The following is a 23,501-nucleotide window of genomic DNA, read 5'->3' as shown; positions in this document are numbered from 1 at the left end:
TCGAAATAAAAATGCGTCACTGACCGAATTATAAGTGTAATAGTCGGTAATTGGCGAAACCTGAAAAGCGTACTAGTGTGAAGCTAGTGCGCTTTTTTTATGAAATTTTTTTAACGTAATCGACGACTGACCGATAAGTACGCCGCGCCCATACCACAGGTAACCAATAATAGTCACTATAGAAGGTTTTACGTTGAGAATGATTTTTGATCATGATAACCTTCAAAAAATCATATTGAGGGTTACTTATCGTTGAGGCGTCATGTAGTGATCAACCTCGACGAATGAATTTCTATCTAGGAGAGCAAAATGTCCAGATTGTTAGATAAATACGGTTCTTGGGCGGTAATTACCGGAGCGAATTCGGGTATCGGTCAAGAATTTGCAAAATTATTGGCGAAAGAAGGCTTTAACTTAGTACTTGTTGCTAGACGTCAACCTTTGTTGGATGAATTAGCAAACACCTTAAAAGCCGAAGCTAATATTGAAGTACGCCCGGTTGCATTGGATTTGTTGGAGCCATACGCGGTACAAACCTTAGCTAAAGGTGTTGCCGATCTGGACGTAGGTTTGGTTATCCCTTGTGCCGGCGTTGACGAAATGGGGCGTTTTGTTGAGAAAGACTACGCTTCTATCGATAAAATGTTAGATCTTAACGTTAAATCCCCAACCGAGTTGACCCACGTTTTCGCCAAGAAAATGGAAGGCAGAAAGCATTCGGGTATCATTTTGGTTTCTAGTTTATTTGCTTATCAAGGTATCCCAAATTTTGCAGCTTACGCGGCGAGCAAATCTTATATCTTAATTTTGGGTGAATCTTTGAACGTTGAGCTTAAGTCAAAGGGTATTGATTTGACAGTATTGTCACCAGGCTTAACGGATACACCTTTCTCTCAAAATATGGCGATCGATTTTTCACAATTGCCTATGATTGCTCAAAAGCCTGCTGACGTTGCTCGTTGCGGTTTGAACAGTCTGGGTAAGAGATCTTCAAACGTATCCGGTCTTCTGAATAAATTTTATGCGTGGGAAAACCGATTGTTGCCACGTTGGGCGCCGGTTAAATTGTTCGGTTTCTTAATCGACCGCGCGATTGCTGTATACGGCCGCAGAGCTGCAAAATCTGGTGCTGCTGCCAAGGCAAATTAATCTGTTTTTGCCTGAATTATCCGCAGGCAGTCTTGAGCTGCCTGTTGGATACAGTAAACCTTCCTTGCATTGAAATTTCTTCCCTTTCTCCTTTCTCTTTCTTTCCTGTTACCGTTGTCGATTGATAAATAATCTAATTGCTTTGTTATTTGTGTTCCTTACCAATTGATTGGTAGTGACGAATCGTTTTCTAACGCTGTCTTCTTTTATTCACTTTCTAAATAATAAATGCCAATTAAAATGCCTAATTTTTATTGTCTTGTGTCTGAGCGTTAACAAAATATGAACTTTGACAGGTTAATCTAATGAAATGAAAAACATTGTGAGAGTTTATGGTGCAGTTTGTCACTAGATAGTTGTACTAAATAGTTGTATTGATTTAAGAGCGGTTAGTTAATGATTGGTGGCGTCTGTAGAAAATTTTTTACATTGCATTTTTTATCGATCGTTCTAATTGGTGTGTTAGCAGGTTGTACTACCACTTTTGAGAAAACTTCTCTCAAGGCCACTGATTACGAAATTAAGCTAGAAAAATCTAAATTTTCTTTTGAAGGAAAAGGCAGTAGCGCTGGTTTTATGCTCATGTCTGCAATGGGACCTGCGGGCATTGCTGTAGGAGTTGCAATTGATGAAGGTATCTCCAAAGAAATTACGCAATCGGCTTTAGATGGAAAAGAAACCAGCGAATTTCAAACGCTCATAAAATCGTACGTCGACCAAGCAATAAATAAAACGAGCTTATTAAATAAGAAAGATTCGGCACTTTTTCTTAAAGCAATTGAGTCATCTAAGAAACCTGTAATATTTGAATTTAAAGAGACAGGCTTTACTACGGTTAAGGGTAACCAGGAACAGGTAATGGCTAAGATTAATCTCGTCATTACTTTGAACGATAATTTCGTTGAGTTAAATTTCCCCGATTCGATACCTGATTCAAAAACCTTACCCACGGCAAATTTTGAACAGATAAAGAAAGATGGTGCCACGGTTGAGCAAGTGTGGGTTGATTCATTTCAAATACTGTTCGAGCACAATTTAGAAAAAATTAATACATTGAATCAAAAATAAATAGTGCATTGATTACGATCGTCAATGCCAAGTTACTTTAGCCAAATGATACTGTGTATCTTTTTTATTTAAGTTTAGAGTCTCCGAGTAATTTACTGGGATTTTTTGCGAACCTATGTAACGGTTTTCAGTGGTTATTTTAGTACCACTATTAAAAGCCGTAAGATAAATATTTTTAGTGTTTCTGTTACCGTTCTAAAATATTGCCTTCTTGATAATTTTAGAGTCAATAATCAACGCACTGATCTAGACCATTTCCTACAATTGCCTTCCAATTAAACTATCAACTGCCTGCGGTTACTTTTTCTACCAGTACTGCATTTGAATATCCCGTTGCGATTTCATCCTTAAGCATCCCATTTTTAAGTAATAAAAAGTTCTTCAATATTGATTTCGAGATTTGATCAAAGAGATGCTGTCATTACTGTCATTTTTACCTGTCAGATATCCCGCTTAAGACTTTCATTACTTTTAACATTTGAATTTGGGAGTTCTATTAAAAGGGATATTAGAAGTGGTCATAGAGATATTGATCCATCAATTGGAGAGGTCAGTATATATGACAGGATTCAGATATTTTTGAACGATTATTTTTTGTGGTTTTTCTTTTTCTATTTTTTGAATGATCGAGGTTAATCGTCAGTATTGATCTTCAGTATCAATCTTCAGTATCAATCTTCAGTAGCAATCAATTTGTAGCTATGGCGGGTAATGCTGTTCAAAGCTAAGCGACGGATTAGGTCCCCAAAAACTGTTAATAGGGTGAGGTTGCGTGTTTGAATGATTTGGTCAATGCACAGTAAATGATCTGTGATTAAAGGTCGCAATTGCCTTGGCGAGATGAGCTGGATGACTGTAGGAAAACCGTTAGATTTCTTACCCACTTTTTGTTGGATTTTTTATTTTGTTTATCGATTTAATCGATAATAATATCTTACTAAAATAGTAAGATATTTACTTGATTAATTTTGTAGGATTTACCACAATGGCTGCGCCGATGATTTAAGAATGATAACTCCAAACACGCATTGAGAAAGCATAAGACGAGGAGCCACGTATGCGTTTAACAACCAAAGGCCGCTATGCCGTTACTGCCATGCTTGATTTAGCGATTCACAGCCATGAAGGCCCAATCAGCCTAGCTGGAATTTCTAAACGTCAAGGAATCTCACTGTCGTATTTGGAACAATTATTTTCGAAATTGAGAAAGCAAGACTTAGTATCCAGCGTTCGCGGGCCTGGCGGTGGTTACCGACTCAGCCGAGAAGCGGATGCTATTTTCATTGCTGAGATTGTCGATGCCGTCAACGAATCCATTGACGCCACCAGCTGCGGCGGTGCGGGCAACTGCAATCACGGCGAAGTCTGTTTGACTCATCACTTGTGGAGTCAGCTCAGCATGCAAATCCACCAATTCCTGAGCAACATCAGCTTGAAAAGCTTGCTTGAGAAACACAACGAATCTCAAGAACAAGAAAAGCTTGAAGAAAACGCTCCCGAAGATCAAATTCTCGAAATGATGGGGTAAAATAGAGTTCTATCTTAGAACTTTACCGCATTCTTTGCGCTACTAGTTATACGTCCAATTCCATTGCAGGCGAAAAACTGGTAAAAAGCGCATCCGAAAAACGCCCAAGAGTGTTTGCTCTACCTGATTAGCGAGTTAGTCCATGACTGAAGAAATCGATAAGGCCCTTGCCAGACAATACGAGGCGGGGTTCGTATCCGATGTGGAGTCGGAGACTTTTCCTCCCGGGCTCGATGAGGATGTCATCGCCCGCATCTCCGCACGTAAAGAAGAGCCAGAATGGATGCTTGAGTGGCGCTTAAAAGCATATCGCACTTGGAAAGAAATGTCCGAGCCCGAGTGGGCGCACGTCGATTTCCCAAAGATTAACTACCAAGACATCTCATACTATTCGGCACCGAAAAGTATGGCTGACAAGCCAAAGAGTTTGGATGAAGTTGATCCTGAGTTGCTGCGCACTTATGAAAAGCTAGGTATTCCACTGGTTGAGCAGCAAATGCTTGCGGGCGTTGCTGTCGATGCAGTATTTGACTCCGTATCGGTAGTGACGACTTTCCGTGAGAAGCTAGAAGAAGCTGGAGTTATTTTCTGTCCAATTTCCGAGGCAGTCCACAAATACCCGGATCTCGTTAAAAAGTATTTAGGCAGTGTTGTCCCACAGAAAGACAACTATTTTGCCGCACTTAACTGTGCAGTGTTCACAGACGGTTCTTTTGTCTATATACCTAAGGGCGTTCGCTGCCCAATGGAGCTGTCGACGTATTTCCGTATTAATGAACAAAATACCGGTCAATTTGAACGGACATTGATTGTCGCTGATGAAGGCAGTTATGTCAGTTATCTTGAAGGCTGCACGGCGCCACAACGAGATGAGAATCAACTGCACGCCGCCGTCGTTGAATTGGTGGCGATGGACGACGCAGAAATTAAGTATTCAACGGTTCAAAACTGGTACCCCGGCGACGAAGAAGGGCGCGGTGGTATTTATAACTTTGTAACCAAGCGTGGCATTTGTCATACCAATGCGAAAATCAGTTGGACACAGGTAGAAACCGGTTCTTCGGTGACTTGGAAATACCCAAGTTGTGTTTTGAAAGGCGACAACAGCATTGGCGAATTCTATTCAGTTGCACTGACGCGAGCGAAACAGCAAGCAGATACCGGAACCAAGATGATTCACTTGGGTAAAAATACCCGTTCAACGATCATCTCTAAAGGTATTTCAGCCGGTCGAAGCAATAACTCCTACCGTGGTTTGGTTCGAATGAACCCAGGTGCAGACGGTGCTCGTAATTTTACGCAGTGTGATTCTTTGTTAATCGGTGATCAGTGCGGTGCTCATACATTCCCTTATGTTGAGAGCAAAAACCCCAGTGCCATTGTTGAGCATGAAGCAACCACCTCTAAAGTGAGTGATGATCAGTTGTTCTTGTGTCAGCAGCGAGGCTTAGATCCAGAAAAAGCCGTATCGATGATTGTGAACGGTTTTTGTAAAGAAGTATTTAAAGAACTGCCCATGGAGTTCGCGGTAGAAGCGGGTAAATTGTTAGAAATTAGCCTTGAAGGCTCAGTTGGGTAAAAGGCAAAGGTTCAGAGATATGTCACAAGCAGCATTATTATCCGTTAAAGGCTTGGAAGCGAAAGTCGAAGACAAAACCATCCTTAAAGGCTTGGATCTAGAGATCAAGCCCGGTGAAGTTCACGCGATTATGGGACCAAACGGTGCCGGTAAAAGTACCTTAGGTTATGTTTTGTCTGGCCGTGAAGGCTACGAAGTTGTCGGTGGTGAAGCAACCTTAGCGGGTACTGAACTGCTCGATATCGATATCGAAGAACGCTCGCGCGCAGGATTGTTTTTAGCATTCCAATACCCAGTAGAAATTCCAGGGGTGAGCAATTTAGAGTTTTTAAAATCCTCCGTTGATGCTCACCGAGAAGCTCAAGGCCTTGAGCCCATCAGTTCGAAAGAGTTCTTAAAAGAAGCGCGTGAAGCTTGCAAACAAGTTAATTTGCCTGCGGAATTCTTAAAGCGTGGAGTGAACGAAGGTTTCTCCGGCGGCGAGAAAAAGCGCAACGAAATCATGCAAATGCTGCTGTTGAAGCCCAAGCTTTGCATTCTTGATGAGTCGGATTCCGGTTTGGATATCGACGCTCTTCAAGTTGTTGCAGAAGGTGTTAACAGTATGCGTGACGGCGAACGTAGCTTTGTAGTGGTTACTCACTATCAGCGTCTTCTCGATTACATCAAGCCTGACTTTGTCCATGTGTTATCTGACGGCAAAATCGTGAAAAGCGGCGATGCTTCTTTGGCGTTAGAACTGGAAGCTCAAGGGTATTCTTGGCTCACCGAACAGCGTTCAGCCGATCCTATCGAAATGCACAAAGAGGTTATGTAATGAGCAATTGGTTAACCCAAGCGCTCGCCCAATACCAAAGCAGTGATTCGACCGATTGGTTATCAGCAGCGCGCGAAAAGTCTCTGCAGCAATTGCATAATACGGCTTGGCCTACCCGTAAAACTGAAAATTGGCGCTACACGCCACTGGCTTGTTTGGAAAGAACGTCTGTCGCAGAACCAACCAACGACGCATTCACGGCTGAGTCTATTGAAGGCTTAGAGTGTATCGAGATTGTCTTTGTTAACGGTAAGCTCGTCAGTGAATTAACCGATAACATCCCTGGAGTAAGTATTTCCTTACTTTCTGAGTCAAAAGAATCAGCTCAGAATCTATTTCAGAAAGTTAAGCCCGAACATCACGTCTTTGGATTGGTGAACGACGTTCTTGCGTCAGCTGGTGTGGTTATCGATGTTGATGAATCCGTCGTCGTGGATACTCCAATTCGCCTCGTGCATTGGCAAAATGGCGGTGAATCACACGTTCGTCATCTTGTGCGTGTTGGTAAAGGCGCGAGCTTGGCGGTTATCGAAGAGTATCGTGGCGATAACCCACTGGTTGCGACTCAATACGCTGAATATCAACTTGAAGACGACGCCAAACTCAACCATTACCGCTTTGCTCTGCATACAAACCAAGCCATGGTTGTAGGTGGCAGTCACTTTAATCTTTCCGATCGCAGTGAATTGCACTCAACCTTGATTGGCTTCGGTAGCTTGTTGTCTCGAGTGGATATCGATATTAACCATTGCGGCGAACACGCAATGGCGACACAGAACTCTGTGTATCTGCTTGAAGGCAAAGAAATTTTTGATCTTCATTCAAACGTTGAGCACACCAAGCCCAACGGCACTACCGAGGAAAACATTCGCGGTATTGTCGGTGACGAAGCCAAAGCAGTGTTCAATGGCCGTATTCACATTCATCGCCATGCGCAAAAAACCTTGGCTGAATTGAATAACCGCAATTTGTTGTTAACCAACAAAGCCGAAGTCAATACCAAGCCAGAGCTTGAAATTTACGCCGATGATGTTCGTTGTGCTCACGGTGCGACCGTGGCCGAACTTGATACCAAGGCGCTTTACTACTTGCGTTCTCGTGGTGTGAGCGAGCAAGAAGCGCGAATTATGCTGAATTTCGGTTTCATCAATGAATTGATTGAGCAGCTACCGCTGGAGCCGTTGGTTGAATGGCTCCAAGGTGAATTGAAGCGTCGCTTTAACGATTTACGTAACCAGATTCCTGGAGTGGAGGCGGTTTAATGGCGTTTGATGTCTACGAGATTCGCCGCCAGTTCCCGATTCTTGCGCGTGAAATTGACGGTAATCCGCTTGTTTATCTCGATAACGCGGCGACCACGCAAAAACCTCAGTGCGTGATTGATTCTCTCGTTGATTATTACACTCGTTACAACTCCAACGTCCATCGCGGCGCTCACCGATTAGCCGATGAAGCCACGCAAGCGTTTGAAGGCGCGCGCGATACTATCGCCAGTTTCCTCAACGCGAATAAACGCGAAGAAGTGATTTGGACGTCTGGAACGACGGAATCAATCAACATCGTCAGTCATGGCTTGACTCATTATTTAAGTGCCGGTGATCAGGTGCTGGTCACGGAGCTGGAGCACCACGCTGACCTCGTTACTTGGCAGCAGGTCTGTCATAAAACAGGTGCTGAGTTATTGGTTGCTGCCATTGATGATAATGGTGAATTGAATATTGCTGATTTTGACAGCAAATTGTCCGAACGCACGAAATTAGTGGCCTTCCCGCACGTTTCTAACGCATTGGGAACGCTTAACCCGATTGTTGAACTTACCCAAAAAGCCAAAGCCGTTGGTGCATGGGTATTGATTGATGGTGCGCAAGGTATTGCCCACGAAGCGGTTGATGTACAGGCCATAGGTTGTGATTTTTATGTGTTTTCAGCGCATAAAATATACGGGCCCATGGGAATCGGTGCTCTGTGGGGGCGCGAAGAATTACTCAAAGAGTGGCCGGTATGGCAAACCGGCGGTGAAATGATTTCTTCAGTGACCTACCAAACCGCCACCTGGAATCAACTGCCGTATCGATTGGAAGCCGGAACCCCCAATGTTGCTGATGCCATTGCTTTTGGTGTCGCGATCGATTGGTTCAAAAGTTTGGATCGTCAAGCCATTGAGCAACATGAAGCCAGTTTATTAGACGCTGCTACTGCGCAAGCGGAAGACTTTCAGGGTCTAACCATTGTTGGTAAGTCAAAAAACAAAGTTGGTGTACTTAGCTTTTTGCTTGAAGGTGGCCATCCCGCTGACATTGGTTTTTTACTGGATCGACAAGGCATCGCCATTCGCACCGGTAATCACTGTGCTGAGCCACTGATGAATCGGCTCGGTATTCCGGGAACTGCGCGAGCGTCCTTCTCGCTCTACAACACCATTGAAGATGTGAATGCTCTGTTTGAAGGTCTCAAAAAAGTCAAAATGATGCTTGAATAAAAGTATTGAACCTTCTAACAAAAAGTTTGACGAATTATTTAAGGCTATCTGTTATTTCATCCCACCATTTCTTCTAGTCTTTACACTTGTTGGTGGGAGTTCGGATTCCAAAATAGTGGAGTTTCTATGTCTGTTACGACGTTTGATCCTAGCGCGACTCCTATCACGGTGACGGATCGTGCGCTCAAGTATTTTCATCGCAATGCAAAAGATGGCGGTGGCAGTTTGATTCGCCTGTCGGTCAAGAAAAGTGGCTGCTCCGGTTTTGCTTATGTACTCGATTTCGTAGATAGCGCGTCAGAATCTGATCGATTGATTGATTTAGACGATCAATTAGTGCTCGCGGTCGATAACGAAGCCGTTAACGTGGTTCATGGCACTGAAATTGACCTCGTTACCGAAGGGCTAAACCACGTGATTAAATTCAACAACCCCAACGTCGTTGCCGAGTGTGGTTGTGGTGAAAGTTTTAGCGTTAATTAAAATTTCTGTGTTAGATCACCTAATTATTGTAGGTGCACCTGCCAAAAGAAAATTCATTCATCGTGAAATTGAATTTGGGTTAAGCGCAAAGTCGTGTTTAACCTAATTTCGCGAAACCTCTTGATAAGCCTGACAAATTGTTTTCTTGTCTAAAAAGTATACCCACGATTGTGTGGGTTCAGTCAGTGTTATAGTAAGTAGTAACTCGCAGTATCGCCAAGGAGCAATCACTATGGAACAAAAAATGGTAGTCACACAGAGTGATTGTCCCGCCCGCCGAGTTCCAAGCGGTGAAGCGGTCACAATTCCTGCTGGCCAATTTGTTACGATTAATCAATCACTCGGCGGAAACTACACCGTTACTTGGCAAGGTAACATGGTTCGTATTGACGGCACTGATGCCGGCGCCATTGGCCAAGAGCCAGAAGTGCTTGAATTTCCCGAAGCCACCGACGACACCATTCATGAAGACCAAGTCTGGTCTGCTCTAAAAACCGTATTCGATCCTGAAATTCCCATTGATTTAGTTGAACTCGGCCTAATCTATAAAGTCGATGTCAATCAAGAAGAAAAATCCGTCAACATTCAAATGACGTTGACTGCCCCCGGTTGCGGTATGGGGCCAGTATTGGTCAGCGATGTAGAATACAGAACCGCTAAAGTCCCGAATGTCAGCTCGGTTAACGTGGAATTGGTGTTTGATCCGCCTTGGTCGAGAGAAATGATGAGTGAAGAAGCGCAGTTGGAAGCGGGTTTGTTTTTTTAGGTTATAAATAAGAAGTTACCAAACATATGTCACAACTTAATACCGAAGAAATCATCGATGACATTGGCTTTTTCGATGATTGGGAAGAGCGATACAAATACATTATTGACCTTGGCAAAGAATTATCGCCAATGGACGACAGTCTGCACACAGATGACCGTTTAGTTAAGGGCTGTCAAAGCAGTGTTTGGTTGGAAGTAAAACAGGACGATGGTCGTTTCTGTTTTTTAGTCGACAGTGATGCCGTTATTGTACGCGGATTACTAGCGTTGGTGATGGCGGCGTTCGATCAAAAATCGCCACAGGAAATTACCGACTTTGATGTTGATGGTTACTTTGAAGCACTGGATTTAGAGCGCCATTTGAGTCCAACACGTGGCAACGGGTTACGTGCCATTGTTGCTAAAATTAAATTACTTGCCGTTACTGAGTTGAATAAATAATTTTATGAAAAAAACATTGTCACTTTCGCTGGTATCCAAACAGGTTTTTAGTGAAAACCTCGACCTTTTCATTTTGGCAGGAGACGATCTAAATGACTTCCCTGAAAATCAAGAAAGTGGCTACGTAAAATTATTGTTTCCGGCTGTCGGTGAAGATGCAATTAAGCCTGAGCAAATGCAGGAAAAAACGTACTTTTCGTCCCTACGCAAGCGTACGTTTACCATCTTTAAATTTGATGCCGAGAAAAAACAACTGCATTTACTGGGTGTTAAGCACAGTTTTAATTCTGAAGACCAAGGCCCTGCAAATTATTGGATTGAAAATGCCCAAATAGGGGATGCTGTTTTTATTGCCGGTCCTGGTGATAAAAAAATTATTCATCAAGATGCGCAGTGGTTTTTTCTCGCCGGAGATATGACGGCGCTGCCCGCACTTATTATCAACTTGCAACAATTGCCAAAAAACGCTCAAGGTTACTGTGTGATTGAAGTGATGAGTGAGGCAGATATTGTCGCGATAGAAAAACCGGAAAATCTAGAATTAGTCTGGGTTATTAATCCGGAACCCAAAACACCGAATTCACTGTTAGTCGATAAAGTTAAATCGTTGAATTGGATGGATGGCGATGTTGCCATTTGGTTGGCAGGAGAATTTGAAATGATGAGAAATTTGCGTCGTTATTTCAAAAAAGAAAAAGGCGTTGGTCGCGGAAAAATATACGCCAGCAGTTATTGGAAAATCAACGAATCCGACGAAGGTAACAAAAAAGCGAAAAAAGTGGATGCTGTCGAAAATCCCGACGAACAAGTGTAACTTTATTTCTGTTCATAACTTATTAGAGCGTGAGTTTTAAACTTATTAAAGTAAGCTCACGTTTATTATTCTTGCTGCTTTTCTCTTCTCGCTGTTCTCTCTTCTTTATTTTTTCTTAGTTATTTCTAGTTTTGCAATAAAAAACCCGAGTAAAAATACCCGGGTTTTTCGATGCTTAATTTTAGACTGGCGCTTATTGGGGAAAATTAACGCCAGTAAAATTAATGTCTAAATTATCAATCGATTAAAGAGTGATAACTTGACGGTCGCGAATCAAGATTCGAGTGCCGTCGAATTTGGTGAGTGAGAAACCACCAAATTGAGCTTCGTTAACAGTCTCAGAAGCGTCTCTTAACAAAGTGATTGCTTGTTGCTCACCAACCAACAAACCTTGTACACCGTCTTGACGGTAGTGAACGCCAGCGCCGTCACGACCAAGAGCAATGTTGTTAGCCAACTTGTTGATCTCGCCACGAAGAGTCAAGTCGTCAGAACCGGTGTAAGGCAATAGGTTTTCACCCGTGTTGTCAGCGAATACAGGATCAGGGATCACGAAGTCTTCGTTGAACAATGCTTTCAATACAGTGGCACAAGAGCCAGAGTAACAAGCGTGACCAGCAGGGAATGATGGGTGAGTTGGAGAACCTTCGGTAAATGCTTGTGGACACAATGCAGTACCGTTTTCACTCATCAAACGAGAAACCGCGTCAGAGTTTAAGATGTCTGAATGCAACTCGTAAGAACGTTGACCTTTGGTCATGAAGTTAACACGGCCAGCGTAAGCTTCAGGACGCAAGAAGCGGTTTACACGCCATTTGTGGAACCATGCACCAGTAAGCGCTAGGTTACCTGCGCGAGCAATCAAATCAAGAATGTAAGGCGTGCCGAATGTTGCGAAGCCTTCTTGGTTGCCGCCGTTAACGTATGGGAAGTTTTGCTCAACAGCACCTGGGCCGTAAGACAACATAACCAACGCTGCTTGTAAGTACGCAGAGAACGTTAGGTCACGGTGAACATACTCAGCCATAGTACGAGCGTTGAAGATGTAACGCTTAACTGGGTCAAATTCCAACGTTTCGTTTGGAGTTGCACCTTTTTGTACGTTTAGCCAGTTAGCTTCGTCAACCATGAAGTTAACGCCTTCAACACCTTTTTCGTAGCGTTGTACTACGTCAACAGAACCATAGCTGAAGTCTTTCAACAATAGCTGAGAAACGTAAGGACCCGCTAGATCCCCTGGAGTTTCACCACGGAAAAGGTTAGCAGTTGTAGTTTCGCCGTTGTTGAAAGAACCTGGGGTTACGGTGAAGTTGTTAAGATCGGCAACAGCAGCGTTGGTCAATGGGTTGCTGTCGTACTCGCTGTAAGGAACGTCACGAGTAAGCGCTTGCCAGTAAACTTCTGCCATTTCACCGGCGATGTCTGCACTGCGGAATGTGTGAGAAGCGTTGATGCGAGTCGCGTGGCTGTCTAAACCAGATAGCTCAAATTTAAATGCCGCTTGTGGAGAAACAAGACCACGGTCGGAAGTTGCATCTAAAACGATCGCTTGGAAATCGGCTTCTGCGCCGGTGCGCATTGCACGTTGTAACTGGCGGAAAGAAGCAGGGTTTACTTCACCGAACTGGTTACAAGGAAGACATTTAGAGTAACTTGCGTAGAAGTTTTGAGACGCGTAACGACGCTCATCGTTGTTGTCGAATTGAGTCGGTAGACGAAGGGTTTCGCGGAATTGCTGATTAGCCGCACGGATATTAATTTCAGCCGCTTTAAGAGCGCGGTTGCCTAATGGGCTTGATGGCTCAAATTGGAATGGGTTGAAATCGTCAGCGTTTGCAGAGCTCGCACCACCAAGACCCAGTGCAGCACCAGCAGCCAATGCAGTACCTGAAGTTGCACTTAGTTTCAGAAAATCACGACGAGAGGTTTCAGTCGTGGTTTCGATATCATTGTTTTTTTCAGTAGTCATCTGAGTTGATCCTTTAATCCATTTATTGACAAACGAGTTAGTCAGGCTGGTTTGCAACTAAGCGTTACCGAAGTGGTGGTAATTAGAAGCCTTGAGGCAACAGCATTACGCGTCCCTTACGAAAACTGCCTAGATAGGAAAATAAATAGTTTTTATTTGAAAGCGCTCAATATCTCCTGTTGAGCGAAACCGATCCTATCACAAGATGAATTTAAAAAAAGTGCCAATAAATCTTTGTCGAGTTTGTTTTGTGTACGATTTTTTTCTGCGCACTAATTAATAGGATTTATACATTAATAAGTATGAATTTTGCGGATCAACAAGCAGGATAAATACGGTATTTCATAGTTTTCAACTGAGGTTAAAATTAAAAAAGTAAACGTTACTTAACAGTTTTAACAACGGCGTATTAAAATTTTTTAATTTAATATTTTAATGGCTGTTAAAAGAAAACCGGGAAAATAAACACGAAGAGGGTGATAATGTTTTTTTAAATGCCAATAAAATTGAGAAAAACTATTTTTAACTGCTTTAATTTCGTATTTTACTAAATAACAAAAAGAATTTTTTGTATTAAAAGGTAAATTTATGTTTGAGGTGGGTAAGCGAATAGAAAGTAATTTAGAAGATTTTTTAAATTTTGTATGAGTATTCGAAAGCGTTATTTTTTAGGCTAAAAGTATTGAATATCGACAAATTATTATTCTTATATGTGCAGTAACTTATTTTAAGTTAGTCTAAATCAAGACTGTTAATAAATTAATACAGTCCTTCAATTTGTGTGACAAGTGTTGCAATTAAAGGTTTCGATTTATTGATTTATCTCACTTTGAATGCCAAGTATATCACTATCATGAGGATAGGTAATTTAAAATTGAACGGTCATGTATGAGCTGAGATTGCTGAAAAACGTCATTGCTTGAAGTCGATAAGGCAAAAAAATCGAGGCATGGAAGCCTCGATCAAAAATGAAGGTGAAATCTGATAAGAAGAAACGTGCTAGAAGAAACACGATAGGCAATTGAATTAAGTTGTCACTTTTAGCAATTACCAAATTTTTACTTGTTGCTCAGACGGTAGATAGAGTTTGTCGCCTTCTGTTACATCAAATGCCGCGTGGAATTCTGGCATATTTTTAACCACGCCATTGACGCGAAATTGCGCAGGGCTGTGTGGGTCTGTTTTGATGCGAACGGTGAGGTTTTCATCCGTGTATTTCGATAAAAACGCTTGCGCCCAACCTAAAAAGAATCGTTGTTCGCCGGTAAAACCGTCGATTATTTCGGGTTCTTTTCCTTTTAGCGATAATAAGTAAGCTTTGTGAGCAATGGTTAACCCGCCAAGGTCTCCGATATTTTCTCCCAACGTTAAGCTGCCATTGACGGCCAAACCGTCTAATACTGTGTAGCTGTCGTATTGATCAACCAATGCCTTAGTGCGTTCGGCAAATGCAGCACCATCTTCGGGTTCCCACCAATTTTCTAATTTACCGTCTCCGTTGTAACGAGAACCTTGGTCGTCAAAACCGTGGCCCATTTCGTGACCAATAACGCCACCAATAGCGCCATAATTAACGGCATCATCGGCAGATAAATTAAAAAATGGCGGTTGCAAAATTGCGGCAGGGAAAACAATTTCATTCAACAATGGGTGATAATAGGCGTTGACGGTTTGAGGTGTTAGTAGCCATTCGTTGCGATCGATAGGTTGGCCTAATTTGTCGATTTGAGTTTGATATTGGAACTGCACACCAGCGAGATAATTGCCAGCCAGGTTATCGCTCACCGTTAAATCGGAATAATCACGCCAAACATCGGGGTAGCCAATTTTAGGAAGGAATTTTTCGAGCTTGTCGATGGCGCGTTTTTTAGTAACTTCCGTCATCCAATCCAGTTCTAAAATACTTTGACGATAAGCGGTTCTTAAATTTTCTACGAGGGTGACCATGCGTTCTTTTGCTTGTGGCGGGAAATATTGGTCTACGTAGATTTTGCCAATGGCCTCGCCCGCGTATTCACCCGAAAATTGAATGGCGCGTTTCCAACGAGCGCGTTGTTCTTGTATGCCGCGAAGTGTTTTTGCAAAAAACTCAAAATCTTCCTGGGCAATGTCGTCATTAAGGTAACCGGCAAATTCATGCAGTCCCCGCCATTTTAAATACAGTTTCCAGTGTTCTAAGGATTCGTTATTTACCAAGGTAATTAAGTGTTCTATGTAAGACGGTTGGCCAATGACGACTTTTTTCTCTGAATCGAATTTTGTTGTGGCCAAAAAGCTAGGCCAATCAAAATCGCCATAGGTGTTGGAAATCTCTTGCGGTGAAACCGGATTGTAGGTTTTAACCGCGTCTCTCATATCGACTCTGAGCCATTGGCCTTGGGCAAGTTTTGTTTCGAAATTCAGAATGTTTTCGGCGGCGGTTTCCGGGTTGTTTTCATCAACCAGTGTCATCATGTTAACGAGGTGTTGTTTGTAGCCAGCTAAAATGGATTGACCTTTTTCGGAGTCGTCAAAATAATAATCGCGATCGGGTAACGACAAACCTGACTGATACAAGTAGGGAGCGTATTGTGTTGGATCTTTTTTATCCGCAGCGATAAAAAATCCGATAGGACCCAATTCGCTGATGATCCAAGGTTTTCCTAAAAACTCGGTTAAATCCGATTTTGATTTTATTGCCTCAACTTTTGCAGCAAATTGTTGGTAGGGGGCAATTCCGGCTTTATTGACAGCTTCTTCATCCATAAAGCTTTCGTAGAGAGCTTTTACTTTTTTGGCTTCGTCCGATAGAGAATCCGCAGGTTGATTTTGTAGATCATGAAGGATTTTGTGAACGCTTTGCTCAGATTTCTCCCGCAAGATTTGAAAATTTCCGTAGGAAGATCGGTCTGAAGGAATTTCTGTGCTTGCCATCCACGTGCCGTTGACGTAATTGTAAAAATCGTCTTGTGGGCGAACTTGCTCGTCCATGTTGGCTAATGTTATTCCTGATTCTAAGACAGCAGCGGTTTTTTTATTTTCTGTGCCGGTTGTGCTGATTTGATCAGTTTGTTGTGTGCAGCCTACCAATGCGATGGTAACGGCCAGAGCCGTAGGTGCTAACCAAAGAGGTTTGTGTTTTTTACGTTGCGTAGATTTCAGCATTGTGGAGTTTCTCCGTATCGAGCAATCGATTGTGGATAAAAGTAGTCTGTTTATGAAAGCCGTTGTGTTCTAGAGCCTAAATTACTTAATTAAGCGCGTTTTTATCCGACATTGGGGCTTTTTTATCGGTTAATGCAATCAACTGTTAGTTTTACTGGCCTAATTCAGTTACAAGTTATAGGAGCCTCTGATTAACCTCAAGATCACTCAGGCCAAGGAGTTTTTTTCTGATCAAGGCGTGCTTTTGAAGGTCTAACGGGTTAAATCGAAAAAGCACAACGCAGAGCAGGAAAAAACTGGCAGGCCCTGAAAGGCGCGGTCTCAAGCGCACACTTGCGGCGTTGCCGTTTTTATTAAGGACTACGGCCATTAATTGCAAACGGCGCCTTGCAATTGCACGCTTGAGATCACGCTGAGTAATGTTGAGGTTAGTCAGAGGCTCCTATAGTAATTCTTCTTGTTTTAGAACGATTTGAAACAAGATCGCCGCAAAGGCGAGAGATTAGAGGCTTCAACGGTGAATCCAATTACTCAATGGAGAATAATTATACGATTCAACACACTTGAGTCTTTTTGTTGAGATTTCTTTATTCAAATTCCCTTGTGTAGACAGGAACGATTTATGCGATACGCGTTTTGATGGTCTCTAATGTAAACTTGTTGTTTTTTTAACGTTTGTGAGTTGAATATTCAAAACCTCTTGTACCAAAATTAAGATTGGCTGCGTGAGGTTTTTCTTGTTAATTAGTCATCGGTAAAGCCTAAGAATTAAAGTCAGATGTTCAAACGGCCGTAAATATAGATAACAATAAGACGCTGATCTTTGTAAATCCTTTTAAATCGTGTCCGATTTTGTGACGACAGCGCAATGGAATGTTAAGTAGCCGTATTTATGCACAATGTGACCTTACACTTATGCAACAAGGACAGTCGCCAGCTGTTGGTGACCAATGGTATTTTGCGGCCTCGGCATTATTTACAAGACGGTGCTTTTTTAGCAAAGCTGGAACGATTCGGTTTTTCCGGCTCGAGTTTGCCTCAAAGTCAATCCACGGTTTCTAATCCCTCCAATTTTGTTCAAGAAAGCACATCCGATACCACTCAAAATCTCTATGTGTGGGGGTATGCGCAGATTATCGAATCCAACCGAGAAGGCTTCGATAAAGGACTCGGTTTTTACGGTTGGTTTCCTATGACACGCTATTTGGTGTGGAATCCCGATCGTGAAGTCGTCTCGACTCAAATGAGGGTGGGCAGCGAGAATGATTCTGTAGTCAAAGCCCACACCATGCCCGCGTTGGATGAGGCCGAGTTATTTGATCTCATCGATCCCGACTTGTACGTCTATTTGCGACCAATGTTAGACGTGGCGTTCGCCCTGGGCAGAACCTTGTTGGAAAACGGATTTAAGGGCGCGCAGCAATTGGTGATTACCGGTGCTTCCAGTAAAACTGCGCTTATTCTGGCTTTTTTCTTAAAATATTGGCGCAGTATTGGTGGATTTTCTAATGTGCCAAAAGTTGTCGGAATTACCTCTCATCGCCATAGAAACCACATCGATGGCTTGCAATATTACGATGAAATTCATACCTACAACGACATCAGCCGTTTGTTACAGGCGCCGTCGTTGGTTGTGGATTTATCCTCTGGGCCACAAATATTAGCAATGTTGCATTATCATCTGAAATCGCAGTTGGTGTATGTTTACGGCTTTGGTTTGCCTCACGCAACCTTGGAATCAAAACCTACAAATGATGCTTTTCCCATGGGGGAAATTTTCAATCCGCAAGATTTTTTCCAACAAGTGATGGGCTACGATACCCGAGCGAGAATGGCGTTTGAATTCAAAGAGCACTGTGTTTTAGCCTGTGAAGCCTTTTCCAGTTGGCTGTCACCACAATTGATTGATGGTGCCGAGGAAGTTCGCTGGGTGTATCAGCAAATTTTAGCGGGCAAATCCGACCCGGCCGTCGCTTATCTTTGCCAAGTATAGGTATAAGCATCTACGGTTTCTTCTCTTGTTGGTCGCTGTTTATAATCTCCCTAACTGTTCGTTATTATTTTAGGGGAATTCATGCTCGATTGGAGTGTTCATAAAGCGGCTGTATGGCGGCCAAAACAAGCGTACTTAAAACCGGTCACCCGATTGGACTCGATTGGTCTCAATCAACTCTTACAAATCGATCGCCAAAAATCACTCTTGGTTGACAACACTACTCGGTTTTTACAGGGCTTGCCTGCGAATAACGCTTTGTTGTGGGGCGCGCGCGGCACGGGTAAATCCAGCTTGGTAAAAGCGCTGCTCAATGAATATTTTGATCAGGGGTTGCGTGTGATTGAAGTCGATAAAGCCGATTTAGAAGACTTGCCCGAAATCGTCGACTTAATCAGTGATTGTGATTACCGGTTTATTTTATTCTGTGACGATCTTTCATTCGAAAACGATGAAACCAATTACAAGCATTTAAAAAGTATTTTAGAGGGCTCTATTGAGCTGCCGCCGGAAAATTTGCTGTTATACGCAACGTCTAATCGCCGACATTTAATTCCCCAAACCCAAGCAGACAATCAAGAAACCCTTGCGGCAAGAATGGCCGATTCCAGTGTTTTGCATTCTGATACCGTGGAAGAAAAATTGTCGTTAGCGGATCGATTTGGTTTGTGGCTGTCGTTTTACCCCATCAGTTGGCAAGAATATTTTAAAGTGGTGGATTTGTTGTTTGCCTCACACGACTTTGATCAGGAAATCTTGCATCAAAAAGCTGCGCTGTTTGCCCGTACTCGCGGAACCAATAGCGCGCGCACGGCAAAACAGTTTTATCAGAGCATTGTTGAGGCAACCGAGAGTTAGGTTGTTAAAGACAGGGCATCTATTTGTGGCTTGATCGTGACAATACCGCACAAGTGAAGCGTTAAATCAGTGAGTTCGTCCCATACAGACGCTTTGCGCAGCCCTTTAACCGCACGATCAATGCCGTTGGCTTTGCGCAATAAATGCTGCAAATGTTTGTGGGAAAGCCGAGCGAGGGCGGCTTGCATCATGCCTTGGCGTTTATCCCAAACGCGCTCGGCTTTAAACGCTTGCATTTGGCTTTGGCCGGATTCCACCGCCTCGCAGATGGCAACCAACGTTCTGATTTCGCGGGCCAGTGCCCACAATATAATAACCGGTTCCGTGCCTTCACTTTTCAAACCCTGAAGGGTTTTCATGGCGGATTCGGTTTTACCGGTCAATGCTTTATCCACCAGTCCAAAAACGTCGTAGCGAGCACTGTCGCCGACCACGGCAGCCATCTCTTCGGCAGAGATAGCACTGTCTTGGCTCGAAATGAGAGTTAGCTTTTCGATCTCTTGCTTAGCGGCCAACAAGTTGCCTTCTACCTTGGCAGATAGCATGTCGATGGCCTCGCTCGAAGCGCTTAATCCTTTGGCTTTTAAACGCTGATCAATCCAGCGGGGGAGTTGTTCGGCATTGACAGGCCAAACCTGAACGATTTGTCCTTTAGCTTCCAGCGCCTTAAACCATTTGCTGCGCTGGCTGGTGCCATCGAGTTTGGGAGCGGTGATTAACAGCAGAGTATCTTCGGAAGGGTCTTCACAGTAGCGCATAATGGCTTTTGCGCCTTTATCGCCAGGCTTGCCATTGTGAAGGTGAATTTCCACCATTTTCCGTTCGGCAAACAATGAAAAGTTGGCGGCACCTGAAAAGACGTCGTCCCAGTCCAAACTGGCGTCGCTGTAATAGCGCTCGCGTTCCGTGTAACCCTGCTCTGTTGCTGCTTTGCGAAGGGTATCGCAAGCTTCTTGCCGCAACAGTGGCTCGTCACCAAAAATAACGTAAATTGGCGCGAGCGGGTTTTTGCAGTGGCCAGCGAGCTGTTCAGCGCGGATCTTCGCCATAAACTAAGGATTGCTCACAGGTTGAGTGGAATCAATGGCTTCTACCGGAACAGAGTTATCCACAGGCTTGGTAACCGTGCCATTGGCCGCTAAAAAGCGGTAGCGACGCAACAATTGTTGCCCCAATTCTTGTCGCATTTCTTGTTTGACGAGTTGCTCTTCGGCGGCTTTACCGGCGACGTTTTGGCGATCGAAACCGTAACTGCGGGTGACAGTGGCTTTTCCGGGCTCGCCCAAAATAAAGCCGTCTTGATTTTCGATCACGAATGCAACCGATAAGGTCAAGCTGATACGTTCGGCAAGGCCGTCGGAACTGACCGCGGAAATACGTCGCTCTTCGAATTCGTCCGATAAAGTCATTCGATAAGGCGCGTATTGGGCATCAACTAACTCAATTTTATTGAGCTCAAAGGCGCGTTCGATTTCACGAATCACGGTGGCATTAACACCATCGGATTCCAGAGCGAGTTCTCGTAAATCTTCTGGCAAAGAAACGCTTCCACGTAAATGCCAGCCACAGGCGCTTATTGAAAAGCAAATGATGGCAGTGATCAGAAAGCGTATAAAGACCATGTTGTTTACCTAAATGAGATGAAGAGTTGGGTGCACACGAACCTAAAAATGCCTGCAATAATTCGTTATTGCAGGCTTAGGCCGATTTATTTCACCGCGAAAGTCACCAATTTGCCTTTGATGACTTTGTTCATTTTAATCTCTTTGCCTTCCAAGAATTTCGATACATTCGGGTCCGCTTTAGCAGTGGCGATGACTTCGTCGTCGCTCGCAGAGGCTGGCACGTCGATTTCGCCGCGAACTTTACCGTTTACCTGAACCGCGTAATGCAATGAATCGCGTACCAAAGCGGATTCATCAACGCTTGGCCAAGTGGCATCGACGATGCTGCCGCTGTTGCCTAGATCTTGCCAAATGCTGTGACAAATGTGCGGTGCAATTGGAGCCAATACCAATGTCATGGCTTCGAGTGCTTCGCGTTCTACGGCTAAGGTTTCTGGCGTTGAGCGATCGGCGAATTTAGTGACGTCGTTCAGCAACTCCATCACTGCAGCGATGGCGGTATTGAACGTTAAACGCTTACCGAAATCGTCGGAAACCTTTTGAATGGTTTCGTGGATTTTGCGGCGCAATTGCTTTTGCTCGCCAGACAGTGCTTCAACATTCAATGCCGAAGGTGTGCCCGCTTGAATGTGTCCGTGAACGGTTTTCCAGAAACGGCGTAAGAAGCGGCTTGCGCCTTCAACACCAGAATCGTGCCATTCGAGGGTCTGCTCAGGAGGCGCGGCAAACATTGCAAACAAACGCACGGTATCGGCTCCGTATTTATCAACGGTCGATTGCGGATCAACACCGTTGTTTTTTGATTTCGACATTTTGGTGGTGCCGCCGAGACTTAATTCGCCCGCATCGGGATGGCTCGCCGAAAGAATTTTGCCTTTGTTGTCTTTTTCTAACGAAACTTCCGCTGGGTTAAACCAGGTTTTTGAACCATCTTCGTTTTCTTTGAAGAAAGATTCCGCCAGTACCATGCCTTGGCAAAGTAAGCGTTCGAAGGGTTCGTCAGAGCTGATTAAGTCTTCATCACGCATTAATTTGTGGAAGAAGCGCGCGTACAACAAGTGCAAAATTGCGTGCTCGATACCGCCGACGTATTGATCTACTGGCAACCAGTAATCGGCTGCGGTTTTATCTAGCATACCGTCTTGGAAATTCGGGCAGGTGAAGCGCGCGTAATACCAGCTCGATTCCATAAAGGTATCGAAGGTATCGGTTTCGTGCTCGGCGACTACGCCGTTGATTTCACCGGCTTTGCGCCAGTCGGGATCGGATTTAATCGGCGAGCTTACGCCGTCCATTTCAACGTCTTCTGGCAACAATACCGGTAAGCGGTCTGCAGGAACCGGAATTTCGGTGCCGTCGGCCAAATTCAACATTGGAATGGGGGTGCCCCAGTAACGCTGACGAGAAACGCCCCAATCGCGCAAACGGTAGTTGGTTTGCACTTCGCCTTTATTAATCGACTTTAAGTGTTGGGCAATGGCCGAGAAGGCTTTTTTAAAGTTCAAGCCATCCCAGTGTTCAAAGCCTTCACCGGAGTTCATTAACTCGCCTTTTTCGGTGATTGCGGCTTGGCTTAGGTCGTCGTCTTTACCGCCTTTAATCACTTGTTTTAATGGCAAGTCGTACTTTTTAGCGAATTCGTAGTCGCGTTCGTCGTGGGCGGGAACTGCCATCACCGCGCCGGAGCCGTAATCCATCAACACGTAATTGGCAATCCACACTGGAATCGATTCACCCGTGATTGGGTGTTTTGCGTCGATACCGGAATACAACCCTTTTTTATCCATAGAAGCCATATCGGCTTCGGCGACACTTTGCTTTTTGCAGTCTTGGATAAACGCGGCCAATTCAGGATTGGATTTGGCAAGCTCCAAAGAAATTGGGTGCTCAGCGGCAAGGCTGACGTAAGTCACACCCATTAAGGTATCTGGGCGTGTGGTGTAAACACTGAACGAATCCAATTCGGCAATGGTTTCGGGTAAATCAAACCACAATTCAACACCTTTGGATTTGCCAATCCAATTGCGTTGCATGGTTTTAACTTGCTCAGGCCAATTAGGGAGCTTATCGAGACTGGTTAACAATTCTTCGGCGTAGTCGGTGATTTTAATAAACCACTGAGGAATTTCTTTGCGCTCGATTAACGCGCCAGAACGCCAGCCACGACCATCGACCACTTGCTCGTTGGCAAGCACGGTTTGGTCGACTGGATCCCAGTTAACGGTGGCCATTTTTTTGTAGACCAAGCCTTTCTCGTACAAGCGAGTGAAAAACCATTGCTCCCAACGGTAGTACTCGTTTTGACACGTGGCCAGTTCGCGCGACCAATCGAAACCAAAGCCCAAGCTTTTGAGCTGGGATTTCATGTAATCGATATTGCTGTAGGTCCACTTCGCTGGCGCGGTTTTGTTTTGAATGGCGGCGTTTTCCGCTGGCAGACCAAAGGCGTCCCAACCCATTGGGTGGAGAACGTTTTTACCCAGCATTCTTTGGTAGCGTGCAATAACGTCGGTGATGGTGTAATTACGCACGTGTCCCATATGCAGCTTGCCGCTGGGGTAGGGGAACATGGCCAGACAGTAGTATTTTTCTTTGCTTGTGTCTTCGGTAACTTTAAACGTTTGCTCGGCTTCCCAGAATTGTTGAGCCTTCGCTTCAACATCGGCGGGGTTGTATTGGTCTGTCATCGCAGTAACTGCACCTAATTGGATGAAATCGTTGTGTTCAAATGAAAGCTGGCAATTATAGGTAACTGCTTTAGAGAATGCGATGTTAACTTGCAGTGC

General features: G+C 44.0%; 18 protein-coding genes. 13 read left to right on the top strand and 5 right to left on the bottom strand.

Annotation, left to right across the window (positions count from 1 at the left end):
- The first annotated feature begins 309 nt into the window (after positions 1–309).
- The 11 genes from LU361_RS02790 to LU361_RS02740 all read left to right on the top strand — a co-directional run bounded on the left by LU361_RS02790 (position 310) and on the right by LU361_RS02740 (position 11,126).
- On the top strand, positions 310–1,149 hold the full coding sequence (locus LU361_RS02790; protein WP_233086790.1) for an SDR family NAD(P)-dependent oxidoreductase: 840 nt from the start codon (positions 310–312) through the stop codon (positions 1,147–1,149).
- Between the two features lie 396 nt (positions 1,150–1,545).
- Positions 1,546–2,217: a hypothetical protein gene (locus tag LU361_RS02785; RefSeq protein WP_233086789.1), complete on the top strand. Its 672-nt coding sequence runs from the start codon at positions 1,546–1,548 to the stop codon at positions 2,215–2,217.
- Between the two features lie 1,057 nt (positions 2,218–3,274).
- Positions 3,275–3,745: a Fe-S cluster assembly transcriptional regulator IscR gene (gene iscR, locus LU361_RS02780; protein ID WP_233086788.1), complete on the top strand. Its 471-nt coding sequence runs from the start codon at positions 3,275–3,277 to the stop codon at positions 3,743–3,745.
- 142 nt (positions 3,746–3,887) lie between these two features.
- Entirely contained in the window at positions 3,888–5,324 is a 1,437-nt protein-coding gene (sufB, locus tag LU361_RS02775; RefSeq protein ID WP_233086787.1) for a Fe-S cluster assembly protein SufB, read from the top strand.
- A gap of 19 nt (positions 5,325–5,343) precedes the next feature.
- Positions 5,344–6,141, top strand: coding sequence for a Fe-S cluster assembly ATPase SufC (gene sufC, locus LU361_RS02770; RefSeq protein ID WP_233086786.1), 798 nt, complete (start codon positions 5,344–5,346; stop codon positions 6,139–6,141).
- Complete coding sequence (gene sufD / locus LU361_RS02765; RefSeq protein WP_233086785.1) at positions 6,141–7,403, top strand: Fe-S cluster assembly protein SufD; 1,263 nt, start codon at positions 6,141–6,143, stop codon at positions 7,401–7,403. Before sufC ends, sufD begins: the two co-directional genes overlap by 1 nt.
- Positions 7,403–8,620, top strand: coding sequence for an aminotransferase class V-fold PLP-dependent enzyme (locus LU361_RS02760; RefSeq protein ID WP_233086784.1), 1,218 nt, complete (start codon positions 7,403–7,405; stop codon positions 8,618–8,620). Before sufD ends, LU361_RS02760 begins: the two co-directional genes overlap by 1 nt.
- Positions 8,621–8,746: 126 nt before the next feature.
- The gene (locus LU361_RS02755) at positions 8,747–9,103 is read left to right on the top strand and encodes a HesB/IscA family protein (RefSeq protein WP_233086783.1); all 357 of its coding nucleotides are present in this window, start codon (positions 8,747–8,749) and stop codon (positions 9,101–9,103) included.
- 232 nt (positions 9,104–9,335) lie between these two features.
- Positions 9,336–9,869 carry a putative Fe-S cluster assembly protein SufT gene (gene sufT / locus LU361_RS02750; RefSeq protein ID WP_233086782.1) on the top strand — a complete coding sequence of 178 codons (534 nt, stop codon included), beginning with the start codon at positions 9,336–9,338 and terminating at the stop codon, positions 9,867–9,869.
- Positions 9,870–9,895: 26 nt separating this feature from the next.
- Positions 9,896–10,312 (top strand): SufE family protein, encoded by a 417-nt coding sequence (locus tag LU361_RS02745; RefSeq protein WP_233086781.1) that lies wholly within the window; start codon positions 9,896–9,898, stop codon positions 10,310–10,312.
- 4 nt (positions 10,313–10,316) lie between these two features.
- Entirely contained in the window at positions 10,317–11,126 is an 810-nt protein-coding gene (locus tag LU361_RS02740) for a siderophore-interacting protein (protein ID WP_233086780.1), read from the top strand.
- 244 nt (positions 11,127–11,370) lie between these two features.
- Here LU361_RS02740 and LU361_RS02735 read toward each other — a convergent pair whose 3' ends face one another.
- Positions 11,371–13,095, bottom strand: a complete 1,725-nt coding sequence (locus LU361_RS02735; RefSeq protein WP_233086779.1) for a vanadium-dependent haloperoxidase — start codon at positions 13,093–13,095, stop codon at positions 11,371–11,373.
- Between the two features lie 1,047 nt (positions 13,096–14,142).
- Complete coding sequence (locus tag LU361_RS02730; RefSeq protein ID WP_233086778.1) at positions 14,143–16,239, bottom strand: M13 family metallopeptidase; 2,097 nt, start codon at positions 16,237–16,239, stop codon at positions 14,143–14,145.
- An 892-nt stretch (positions 16,240–17,131) separates the two neighbouring features.
- On the opposite strand from LU361_RS02730, the gene LU361_RS02725 reads away from it, so the two are divergent.
- Positions 17,132–18,232 (top strand): DUF2855 family protein, encoded by a 1,101-nt coding sequence (locus LU361_RS02725; protein WP_233086777.1) that lies wholly within the window; start codon positions 17,132–17,134, stop codon positions 18,230–18,232.
- Positions 18,233–18,313: 81 nt separating this feature from the next.
- Positions 18,314–19,090: an ATP-binding protein gene (locus LU361_RS02720; protein ID WP_233086776.1), complete on the top strand. Its 777-nt coding sequence runs from the start codon at positions 18,314–18,316 to the stop codon at positions 19,088–19,090.
- Here LU361_RS02720 and holA read toward each other — a convergent pair.
- From holA to leuS, 3 genes are all read right to left on the bottom strand, one after another.
- A complete protein-coding gene (holA, locus tag LU361_RS02715) occupies positions 19,087–20,139 on the bottom strand; it encodes a DNA polymerase III subunit delta (RefSeq protein WP_233086775.1) in 1,053 nt (350 codons plus the stop codon). The genes LU361_RS02720 and holA overlap by 4 nt on opposite strands.
- 3 nt (positions 20,140–20,142) lie before the next feature.
- Positions 20,143–20,712: an LPS-assembly lipoprotein LptE gene (locus LU361_RS02710; protein ID WP_233086774.1), complete on the bottom strand. Its 570-nt coding sequence runs from the start codon at positions 20,710–20,712 to the stop codon at positions 20,143–20,145.
- A gap of 86 nt (positions 20,713–20,798) precedes the next feature.
- Positions 20,799–23,402, bottom strand: a complete 2,604-nt coding sequence (gene leuS / locus LU361_RS02705; RefSeq protein ID WP_233086773.1) for a leucine--tRNA ligase — start codon at positions 23,400–23,402, stop codon at positions 20,799–20,801.
- Positions 23,403–23,501 lie beyond the last annotated feature (99 nt).

This window comes from Sessilibacter corallicola (assembly GCF_021290925.1).
Lineage (GTDB): Bacteria > Pseudomonadota > Gammaproteobacteria > Pseudomonadales > Cellvibrionaceae > Sessilibacter > Sessilibacter corallicola.
The sequence above is the reverse complement of the archived record's forward strand: the minus strand, read 5'-3'. Positions and strand labels throughout refer to the sequence as shown.

Excerpts from the sequence above, each read along its gene's own strand:
- LU361_RS02785 (WP_233086789.1), top strand. The coding sequence starts at position 1,546 with ATGATTGGTGGCGTCTGTAGAAAATTTTTTACATTGCATTTTTTATCG.
- LU361_RS02760 (WP_233086784.1), top strand. The coding sequence starts at position 7,403 with ATGGCGTTTGATGTCTACGAGATTCGCCGCCAGTTCCCGATTCTTGCG.
- LU361_RS02710 (WP_233086774.1), bottom strand. The coding sequence starts at position 20,712 with ATGGTCTTTATACGCTTTCTGATCACTGCCATCATTTGCTTTTCAATA.
- LU361_RS02720 (WP_233086776.1), top strand. The coding sequence starts at position 18,314 with ATGCTCGATTGGAGTGTTCATAAAGCGGCTGTATGGCGGCCAAAACAA.
- holA (WP_233086775.1), bottom strand. The coding sequence starts at position 20,139 with ATGGCGAAGATCCGCGCTGAACAGCTCGCTGGCCACTGCAAAAACCCG.
- leuS (WP_233086773.1), bottom strand. The coding sequence starts at position 23,402 with ATGACAGACCAATACAACCCCGCCGATGTTGAAGCGAAGGCTCAACAA.
- LU361_RS02730 (WP_233086778.1), bottom strand. The coding sequence starts at position 16,239 with ATGCTGAAATCTACGCAACGTAAAAAACACAAACCTCTTTGGTTAGCA.
- LU361_RS02740 (WP_233086780.1), top strand. The coding sequence starts at position 10,317 with ATGAAAAAAACATTGTCACTTTCGCTGGTATCCAAACAGGTTTTTAGT.
- LU361_RS02755 (WP_233086783.1), top strand. The coding sequence starts at position 8,747 with ATGTCTGTTACGACGTTTGATCCTAGCGCGACTCCTATCACGGTGACG.
- sufT (WP_233086782.1), top strand. The coding sequence starts at position 9,336 with ATGGAACAAAAAATGGTAGTCACACAGAGTGATTGTCCCGCCCGCCGA.
- sufC (WP_233086786.1), top strand. The coding sequence starts at position 5,344 with ATGTCACAAGCAGCATTATTATCCGTTAAAGGCTTGGAAGCGAAAGTC.
- LU361_RS02735 (WP_233086779.1), bottom strand. The coding sequence starts at position 13,095 with ATGACTACTGAAAAAAACAATGATATCGAAACCACGACTGAAACCTCT.
- LU361_RS02745 (WP_233086781.1), top strand. The coding sequence starts at position 9,896 with ATGTCACAACTTAATACCGAAGAAATCATCGATGACATTGGCTTTTTC.
- iscR (WP_233086788.1), top strand. The coding sequence starts at position 3,275 with ATGCGTTTAACAACCAAAGGCCGCTATGCCGTTACTGCCATGCTTGAT.
- LU361_RS02790 (WP_233086790.1), top strand. The coding sequence starts at position 310 with ATGTCCAGATTGTTAGATAAATACGGTTCTTGGGCGGTAATTACCGGA.
- sufB (WP_233086787.1), top strand. The coding sequence starts at position 3,888 with ATGACTGAAGAAATCGATAAGGCCCTTGCCAGACAATACGAGGCGGGG.
- LU361_RS02725 (WP_233086777.1), top strand. The coding sequence starts at position 17,132 with ATGCACAATGTGACCTTACACTTATGCAACAAGGACAGTCGCCAGCTG.
- sufD (WP_233086785.1), top strand. The coding sequence starts at position 6,141 with ATGAGCAATTGGTTAACCCAAGCGCTCGCCCAATACCAAAGCAGTGAT.